The organism is Candidatus Angelobacter sp. (genome assembly GCA_035607015.1).
Lineage (GTDB): Bacteria > Verrucomicrobiota > Verrucomicrobiia > Limisphaerales > AV2 > AV2.
This window is the reverse complement of sequence record DATNDF010000322.1, coordinates 1-8,301: the sequence shown is the minus strand read 5'-3', so window position 1 is coordinate 8,301 and position 8,301 is coordinate 1. Positions and strand designations below refer to the sequence as shown.

The 8,301-nt window shown below is 58.0% G+C and carries 9 protein-coding genes and 1 tRNA gene; 7 read left to right on the top strand and 3 right to left on the bottom strand.

Annotated elements, in window-relative coordinates:
* Window positions 1–140: 140 nt before the first annotated feature.
* Both VN887_12890 and VN887_12885 read right to left on the bottom strand, forming a co-directional pair.
* Complete coding sequence (locus VN887_12890) at window positions 141–1,745, bottom strand: cyclic nucleotide-binding domain-containing protein (protein HXT40902.1); 1,605 nt, start codon at window positions 1,743–1,745, stop codon at window positions 141–143.
* A 62-nt stretch (window positions 1,746–1,807) separates the two neighbouring features.
* Window positions 1,808–1,892: transfer RNA gene (locus tag VN887_12885), tRNA-Leu, on the bottom strand.
* Window positions 1,893–2,259: 367 nt separating this feature from the next.
* Here VN887_12885 and VN887_12880 point away from each other — a divergent pair.
* Entirely contained in the window at window positions 2,260–3,009 is a 750-nt protein-coding gene (locus VN887_12880) for a prepilin-type N-terminal cleavage/methylation domain-containing protein (protein ID HXT40901.1), read from the top strand.
* 51 nt (window positions 3,010–3,060) lie between these two features.
* Here VN887_12880 and VN887_12875 read toward each other — a convergent pair whose 3' ends face one another.
* A complete protein-coding gene (locus VN887_12875; GenBank protein HXT40900.1) occupies window positions 3,061–4,023 on the bottom strand; it encodes a GDP-mannose 4,6-dehydratase in 963 nt (320 codons plus the stop codon).
* Between the two features lie 273 nt (window positions 4,024–4,296).
* Here VN887_12875 and VN887_12870 point away from each other — a divergent pair, with 273 nt between their 5' ends.
* The 6 genes from VN887_12870 to VN887_12845 all read left to right on the top strand — a co-directional run bounded on the left by VN887_12870 (window position 4,297) and on the right by VN887_12845 (window position 8,298).
* Entirely contained in the window at window positions 4,297–4,854 is a 558-nt protein-coding gene (locus VN887_12870) for a UbiX family flavin prenyltransferase (protein ID HXT40899.1), read from the top strand.
* Window positions 4,854–5,780 (top strand): UbiA-like polyprenyltransferase, encoded by a 927-nt coding sequence (locus tag VN887_12865; GenBank protein ID HXT40898.1) that lies wholly within the window; start codon window positions 4,854–4,856, stop codon window positions 5,778–5,780. The genes VN887_12870 and VN887_12865 overlap by 1 nt, the downstream gene beginning before the upstream one ends.
* 164 nt (window positions 5,781–5,944) lie before the next feature.
* Window positions 5,945–7,432 (top strand): radical SAM protein, encoded by a 1,488-nt coding sequence (locus tag VN887_12860; GenBank protein ID HXT40897.1) that lies wholly within the window; start codon window positions 5,945–5,947, stop codon window positions 7,430–7,432.
* Window positions 7,433–7,480: 48 nt separating this feature from the next.
* The gene (locus tag VN887_12855; GenBank protein ID HXT40896.1) at window positions 7,481–7,807 is read left to right on the top strand and encodes a type II toxin-antitoxin system RelE/ParE family toxin; all 327 of its coding nucleotides are present in this window, start codon (window positions 7,481–7,483) and stop codon (window positions 7,805–7,807) included.
* A 1-nt stretch (window position 7,808) separates the two neighbouring features.
* Entirely contained in the window at window positions 7,809–8,132 is a 324-nt protein-coding gene (locus VN887_12850) for a transcriptional regulator (GenBank protein HXT40895.1), read from the top strand.
* 7 nt (window positions 8,133–8,139) lie between these two features.
* On the top strand, window positions 8,140–8,298 hold the full coding sequence (locus VN887_12845; protein ID HXT40894.1) for a hypothetical protein: 159 nt from the start codon (window positions 8,140–8,142) through the stop codon (window positions 8,296–8,298).
* Window positions 8,299–8,301 lie beyond the last annotated feature (3 nt).

The window sequence follows — 8,301 nt, the reverse complement described above, 5'->3', positions numbered from 1 at the left end:
GAAATCGCCGAGTATTGCTGCTACGACGTGAAGATCACACGGCTGGTCCACGAGTACGGCGCCGCCCACAAACAGTTGTTTTACAAAAACCGGTTCGGAAACAAACTGTCAGTGCCCGTTCGCTGGTAGGGGCCGGCCGGCTATTTTTTCACAGCGGACGCGGCGACATTGGTCCGACGCAATCGCGTGGACAGCTCCGAAGCAATGTTGCGCATGACCATCATTCCCAGGTGCGGCTCGCGCTGTACCAGTTCGCTGAACGCTGTGCGCTGGATGACGAGAAGAATGCTCGCCTGATTGGCGACGGCGTACGCCACGCGCGGCGAGTTGTCGAGGAAGGCGAGTTCGCCGAATATCTGGCCGTTCCCGACGTTGGCGATGGGGGAGGATTTTTCTTCGAGGTGGATTTCCACCTGGCCGCGCATGACGACGTAAGCCTCGTTGCCTGAATCGCCCTTGCTGAAGATTTTCTCGCCGGGCCGGTACAGTTTCTGGCTGAACAGGCGCGCGATCTTGCGAAGCTCGCCATCGCCCAAGCCCTCGAAAATCGGCAGCCCGCGAAGCAGATTGATGATTGCCACGCCTATTTTCTGATCCTGAAAATTCTGGTCCACGATCCGGACAATCGCCCTGGCGTGCGGAGTAAACTCGGCGCTTTCGAGCGAGTAGGCGAGGTTCAGTTTGACGACCTTCACCACGTCTGTATGGCCGTCTGCGTTGAAGTAAAACGCGGGGAGATACCCGACAGGCACGAAACCGAGTTGTTCCGCGGTTTTCAAAAGGCGCGGTGCGGTCATCAGGATGTCTGCCTCCACATAAACCGCGTTCAGTTGTTCCTGGGCGATCTTGACCGCGTGGCTGAAGAGCGTCCCCATCGATAAATCATCCGTGCTGAAGCAATCCACCAGGCGCACACAGCGGTCGCGGTCGTCGGCAAGATAGGCGAGTCCCGCCACGACGTTGTTGTGTCGTTTGCCAAGGACGGCGCGGACCTGCGCGTCGCCCGATGTGCGGAGCAGCCCGAGGCCGAGATTGTAGCCGCTTGAAATCTCGGTCGGCGGACTGGAGGACTGCGCGTGCAGCCTCCAAAGGGCAAAGTCGTTGTAACTGGCTTCGTGGAGCTGTAACTCGGCATGCAGAGGGTAACCCGTGACTCCATCTCGAACCGACAGAGGGTTCGGAATCTTCAAGTTGTCGAGCACCGCCGATGCCAGCTCGCTGACCTGGGAAAGAGACTCTGAAATTGGCAGGCGCGGGACCATGTCCGGCTTCGCAAACCAGACGTAGAGCAGTGCTCCCTGCCGCAGACGGAACAGGTGTTTGAACGGTTGGAATCCGGCGCAGACGTAGCCGATTTTCTCATGCAACAACTGCTGTTGAGGATCCGACGCGAGAACCCGCGCGACGATCATCTGGCGGCGTTCGGCGCCGAGTTCGTTGATGCGGCGCAGCAATGCTTCCGCCGAACCGTCATGGAAACTCTCCGGGCGAAACAACTGCCGGCCCAGATTCAGGACGGGGTTCTTGGTCTGAGAGGCGGGTTGAAGGAATGAAATGCCGGCCTGCAGGCGGCCGTCCGACTCGGCGACCCACGTTTCGTGGCCCGTAACGAGATCAAGCTGGGCTGCGGCCCACGTCGGCTCATACACCTGCTTGTCAGGATAATCATCGCCCACCGACGCCCTGAGCAGGTCCTGCCACGGTCCAGCGTCGCTTCCATTGACCTGACGAATCACGACATCCATGAATTTAGGGCGGGTCGCATACCAACTCAGGCCGTTTCACGGCGGCCTGTAACCTCTAAAAATGGTGCCCGCGACAGGACTTGAACCTGTACGATGTTACTCACTAGAACCTGAATCTAGCGCGTCTGCCAATTCCGCCACGCGGGCAGGGAACCCGACAAAATCTGTGCGAGGTGGGAGTGAACAACACTCCCAACACACTGTGCGGGCTTATTACGCCAGCGTTTATGCCAGGAGCAAGTCTAAATAAACCCGGCCCACTCGGGGAGAGGTTTGTCAGGATTGGTCAAAGGCGGTCGCCGACGGGGCGAATTAAAGGTTGCTGCGTGAATTTCACGCGTTTTGCGTGAAAATTTACCGTCCTGGTGAAATGCAAGGGCCGGGCCTCGCGATTTTCCGCCGAAAATGCAGGATGGCACCCGCGTTGCTAGGATTTGCTCAGAAATTGCGTTGACACTCCGGCCGGTTTCATTAGAGTGTCCGAACCGTTAACCCAACAAAAAACCGAAATACTATGAAGCGAGTTTTTAGCAAAAATAAAGTCGGGGCGTTCACGCTCATCGAGTTGCTGGTCGTAATCGCCATTATTGCCATCCTTGCGGGCTTGCTCCTGCCGGCTTTGGCGAAGGCGAAGGCCAAGGCGCAGAAGATCGCCTGCACGAACAATCTCAAACAGGTCGGTCTCTCCTTCCGCATTTTCGCCAACGACAACGGGGACCAGTTCCCGATGAGCATTTCGATCGCTCAAGGCGGATCTTCCGAAGCGCGCAGCAACCCCGGTGGGAACGCGATCTCGAACTACTATCATCTGTGGGTCATGTCCAACGAGTTGAGCACGCCCAAAGTGATTGTCTGCCCCAGCGACAATTACGGAAAAGCCCGCACAATCGGGACGAATTGGACTCACATTTACAACCCGACTGCCAATACAGGGATCAAAAACAACGGAATGAGTTATGTCATTGGATACGACGCGCTGGACACCTTCCCGCAGATGGTGCTCTCAGGCGACAGAAACCTGACCAACAATGCCGGCGGAAACGCGACCCAGGTTAATACGCCTTTGGCGGGGGGCGGTATCTGTGCCCGGATGGGAACGAATCACACGGCGACTGTCGGTGCGGGCTACACAAAGGACACGCATCAAGGGTCCGGCAACGCCGCTTTGGGCGATGGCAGCGTTCAGCAGGAAACGGTGTCTCGTCTGCGCGACCAGTTTAAGAACTCCGGCAACGATGACAACATCCTTGGCATTGGCGACTGATCGCACTTTGGAATCTGACAAAGGCATCCGCAAGGATGCCTTTTTTGTTTGTCACGTGCGCGCAGCAAGTCCGATCATATCGCGCAAACGCGTGCGGGGCGCGAAGCCGGTCGCATTCTTCAGTTTGTCAATCGCAGGCCTTCTCCTTGGCATGTCGTCAAATCCCGGCGCGTAAGCAATGTCGTAAGGAACATGTTCCAGATTTGAGCGAGAGTTCAATGTCCGGACCACAAGTTCCGCCAGTTCCAGGATGCTGATCTCTTCCGTGCTTCCCACGTTGAAAATTTCGTTCCGGGCAGCTTTACAGGTTTGCAGGCGGACAAGCGCCTCGACCGTGTCCCCGACGTGGCAAAAGCACCGGGATTGACGCCCGTCTCCGTAAACTTTCAATGGCTCGCCTGCCTTTGCCGCGGCGATGAAGCGAGGCAACACCATGCCATACCGGCCTGTTTGCCTCGGCCCGACCGTATTGAACAGACGCGCGACGATCACAGGTAGCTTTCGTTCGCGCGCATAGGCCATGGCGAGGAATTCGTCCATCAATTTCGAGCATGCATAGCTCCAGCGACCGAAATGGGGCGGTCCGATGAGCAGGTCGTCGTCTTCGGAAAAGGAGGACTTTTGACTTTTCCCGTAAACTTCGGAAGTCGAGGTCAATAAAACGGGGACGCTACGCTGGCTCGCAGCCTCGAGAATCGCTTCGGTCTCGCGCAAATTGGTGTGGATCGTCCGGATGGGCGAATTCACGACGAGCTCGACACCCACTGCCGCAGCCAGATGAAAAATCGAACTGGACTCGGATACGATCGCCGCCAGTGCGCTGCATTCAGAAACCTTGCTTTGGACGACGCGCAACCGGGGATCCGAACGCACCTGGTGAAGGTTCTCCAGCGAACCGGTCGAACAATCATCAATCACGGTCACGGAATTGCCGTCGCCGAGGAGCCGCTCCACCAGATGCGATCCGATGAAGCCCGCGCCGCCGGTGACGAGAATATGTTCGGGGTTGCTCATCTCAGGGCCGTTGAGTTTGCATAACCTTCAGCGCCGGGCACCAGGCCGGTTGTGGCGAACGCGGGGCCGGCGACGAATACCCCCGCCCGGAGTAACCGCGGCGAGACAGGGAATCGGCAGGCGTTTGGCACGCGCACATTGTGCGGAAGACCGGGGTTGACTCAAGCAAGATTGATTTGAAGCCGAGGAAGGAGACAGTGTCCTTGCATCGCGGGAAAGCGGGCTTGCTCATTGGATTTTGGACGGCCATATTGAGTCCACAATTTTTGCCGCTTGAAAATCGTCGTCGCCATTACCGGAGCCAGCGGAGCGCTCTACGCCCAGCGTTTGCTCGACAATCTGGATTCCGCGGCGCACGAAATCCACGTCGTCCAGAGCAATTACGCGCAGCAGGTCATCGCAGGGGAACTGCCCGGCGGGTTGCGCCTGCGCGACGGCATGACAACGCACAATTTGAAGAGCATGAACGCACCGTTCGCCAGCGGCTCGAATCCGCCCGACGCGATGGTGGTCATCCCTTGCACCATGGGCACCTTGGGCCGCATCGCCCATGGCTACAGCGAGGATGTCCTGCTGCGTGCGGCCGACGTGGTGTTGAAGGAACGGAAAAAACTCGTCCTCGTTCCACGGGAAACGCCGTTGAGTCTGGTGCATGTGAAGAATTTTGAACTGCTCCTGCTCGCCGGGGCGACGATCCTCCCGGCCAACCCTTGTTTCTACACGAACCCCAGATCCATCGGTGAAGTTGTGGACACGGTCGTGGCGCGGGTGCTCGATCATCTGGGTGTGCCGCAGAAGCTCATGCCGCGCTGGGCCGAGGAAAAAGAGTGATGTTTGATTTCATCCGGAAATGGGCCGGTTTCGTAAAGTTTTCCCACACGGTCTTCGCGCTCCCCTTCGCGCTGGCGTCGATGATCGTCGCCGCGCGCGACCAGCGGGGATGGCCGGGAGGACGGACGTTCTGTTTCATACTGGCTGCGATGGTGTGCGCCCGCACTTGTGCCATGAGTTTCAACCGCATCGTTGACCGTCGGTTCGACAAGGCGAATCCCCGCACCGCGGATCGTGACCTGCCCGCCGGCAGGATTTCTCTCTTCGGTGCTTCGGTGCTGTGTCTGCTCAGCGGCGCGGGCCTGATTGTCGTCAGTTATTTCATCAACAGAATCTGCTTCTACCTCTCCCCCGTCGCCGTGTTCGTCGTTTGTTTCTATTCACTCACCAAGCGATTTTCGGATTTTACCCATGTTTTTCTCGGCGTTGCTCTGGCGCTGGCGCCGGTCGGTGCGTGGCTCGCCGTCAAAGGTGGGTTCGATTTCTTTCCGGTCGAGGAAGGATGGCTCACGTTGAAAAAAAGCGCGTTTCTTCCGGTGATTCTCGCTCTGGCGGTAGTGTTCTGGCTCGTCGGTTTCGACATCATCTATGCGTTGCAGGATTATGAATTCGACCGCGCCCAGGGGTTGCATTCATTGGTCGTGCGTTGGGGCCCGGAAAATGCGCTCACGGCCGCGTTTCTCGCCCACATGGTCATGTTCGGTCTCCTCGCTGTCTTCGGATTGCTTTCAAGGTTTCGGGTGGCATACTTGGTCGGACTGATCATCATCCTGGGCAGCCTGCTGCTGGAACACTGGCTGGCGCCACGCCGCAGTTTGAAATGGATCAACACAGCGTTCTTCCGGCTCAACGCGCTCATCAGCCTGGTGTTTTTGATCGTCACCGCGGCTGAGGTGGTTTTTCAGGGAGGTTTTAAGTTGCGCTGAAGTCGTTCTTCGGTTGATTTATTTTCGGCAGGGCGATGAACGTGATCGCGAAAGAGAACATTAGAATTCTGATAAGCGCGTGACAAAGAAAGTAAAGATGAAGAAGGCAAAAGTGTGACGACGACGGGCGTGCGGCCGCAGCTATCATGGGATGATGCAGCCAAATGAATTTTTTCACCCAACGAAGCGAGCTGCGCGACCTCTACGACAAGGTCGCTGCCGGCGAACGCGTTTCCGAAGCGGACGCGCTGCGGCTGTTTGAATCCAAGGATCTGAACGCACTCGGTGCCATCGCCGATTTCGCGCGGCAGAAGAAGGTGGGTAATCGCGCCAGCTACATCATCAATCGCTACCTCAACTACTCGAATTATTGCATTCTTTCGTGTCAATTCTGCTCGTTCGCGCGCAAGAAACGCGACAAGGACGGTTTCGAGTTGACGATCCCGCAGATGGTCGAGAAGGCGCGCGAGGCGTTGAAGCTTGGCATCACGGAGTTGCACATCGTTGGCGGACTGCATCCCTCGCTGCCGTTCAGTTACTACGTGGACATGCTGAAAGCGCTGCGCGCGTTGAACGAAGAAGTGTTGCTCACTGATCCTGGTGGACCGGGCTGCCAGCCCGTTTTGTCCGGCAACTTGCCGGACAGCCGGATGGCGAATGCGCAGGACAGTTCGGTAGGCAGGGTGCCGACCGATGCGGGCAAGTTGCCCGCTCCACCCAAACAAAAACTTCAACTCAAATGCTTCACCGCAATTGAAATCCTGCATCTCGCATGGCTCGCGAAGAAAACTGTGGAACAGACGTTGCGCGAATTGAAGGACGCCGGACTCGAATCGCTCACCGGCGGCGGCGCGGAAATTTTTCGCAAGGAAGTCCGCAGCGCCATCGCCAAGGGCAAGGAATCCGCCGAGGAATACCTGGACGTTCACCGCACGTGGCACAAGCTCGGCGGTCGCAGCACCTGCACGATGTTGTTCGGTCACGTCGAATCGCTCGCCGACCGCGTGGATCATCTGCGGCAATTGCGCGCGTTGCAGGACGAGGCACGCGCCAACGGGTTTGGAGTTCCGGCTTCAGCCGATCCGGGGCGCGGCGTTCACGCCGCTTCCGCGCCCGAGAACCAAGAACCACCAAAATCGCCCAACTCATCGGCAGTGAATCGGGCTGAAGCCCGCGCTCCACAGCCGCCTAAGGGCGGACCTCCGAACTACGGCGGCTTCGTCGGTTTCGTGCCGCTGCCGTATATGCCGGAGGACAACGACATTCCCGTCAGGAATCCGCCCACCGGCTTTGACTCGTTGCGCACCATCGCCGTGAGCCGCATCTACCTCGACAACTTCGATCACATCACCGCCTACTGGGTGGGCCTGGGCCTGAAGCTGGCGCAGGTGGCGTTGAGCTACGGCGCGGACGACCTGCACGGGACGATCATTGAGGAACACATCTTCCACATGGCCGGCGCGACCTCGCCTCAGTTGCAGACGGAAGCCGAAATGATCAAAGCCATCCGCGAAACTCGGCGCACGCCGGTGCAACGAAATACGTTCTACGAACCGATCAAGGTCCTTGCGGACGCTGCACCATCAGCGAATGAAGCTGAACCGCCGTCTGGAAAATCCAAAATGCTGGAAGACAATCTGGCGACGGCGTGACCGCCCTTCAGGCCCGCCGCTTGACAATGGTAACATAAATGCAACTATATGGCTGCGGCTTTCGAGATTCGGGAATACATAGTCAAGGGCCGCTCGCCTTTTGCCGAGTGGTTCGACGAGCTGGATGCCGCGACCGCGGATCGCATTGACCGATACCTCCGTCGGATTGAGACAGACAACTTCGGCGCTGCCAAATCGCTGGGCGAGGGCGTGTTTGAATTGCGCATGGATTTCGGGCCGAGCTATCGCGTGTATTATGGCCGCGAAGGCGGGACGGTCGTGATTCTGTTGGGCGGCGGAAGCAAACGACGGCAGGGCGTTGACATTGCCGCCGCGATTGCGCGCTGGAAACACTACAAACAAACGAAGAACTGAAATGGCACTGACACGGGCATACAAAGAAACTGTCATCGCACGTATCAAGCGCGACCGCAAGTTCGCGCGGGCGATTTACGCTGGAGCGATTGATATGCTGCTGGAGGGTGAGACGGCGGAAGCGCTTTCCCGTCTGCGCGATCTGGTTCATGCCGGAATCACCTTCAAGGAACTCGCGCACGAAACCGGCCTGGGCGAAAAAACCCTGCACCGGATGTTGAACCGCAGTGGCAACCCCACCGCGCGCAACCTCGGCACCATCGTCAAAACCATTGCCGCCGATCTGGGCATCAAACCCAAGGTGACGCTCGTGAATGCGGCCTAAAGCCGAAATGCTCAAAGCCATCCGCGAAGTCGGTCGCACGCCGGTGCAACGAAATACGTTCTACGAACCGATCAAGGTCCTTGCGGACGCTGCACCATCAGCGAATGAAGCTGAACCGCCGTCTGGAAAATCCAAAATGCTGGAAGACAATCTGGCGACGGCGTGAACA

What these genes read in the sequence shown, in the direction of transcription:
- VN887_12890 (HXT40902.1), bottom strand. Translation starts at nt 1,745, where the DNA reads ATGGATGTCGTGATTCGTCAGGTCAATGGAAGCGACGCTGGACCGTGG.
- VN887_12880 (HXT40901.1), top strand. Translation starts at nt 2,260, where the DNA reads ATGAAGCGAGTTTTTAGCAAAAATAAAGTCGGGGCGTTCACGCTCATC.
- VN887_12875 (HXT40900.1), bottom strand. Translation starts at nt 4,023, where the DNA reads ATGAGCAACCCCGAACATATTCTCGTCACCGGCGGCGCGGGCTTCATC.
- VN887_12865 (HXT40898.1), top strand. Translation starts at nt 4,854, where the DNA reads ATGTTTGATTTCATCCGGAAATGGGCCGGTTTCGTAAAGTTTTCCCAC.
- VN887_12860 (HXT40897.1), top strand. Translation starts at nt 5,945, where the DNA reads ATGAATTTTTTCACCCAACGAAGCGAGCTGCGCGACCTCTACGACAAG.
- VN887_12855 (HXT40896.1), top strand. Translation starts at nt 7,481, where the DNA reads ATGGCTGCGGCTTTCGAGATTCGGGAATACATAGTCAAGGGCCGCTCG.
- VN887_12850 (HXT40895.1), top strand. Translation starts at nt 7,809, where the DNA reads ATGGCACTGACACGGGCATACAAAGAAACTGTCATCGCACGTATCAAG.
- VN887_12845 (HXT40894.1), top strand. Translation starts at nt 8,140, where the DNA reads ATGCTCAAAGCCATCCGCGAAGTCGGTCGCACGCCGGTGCAACGAAAT.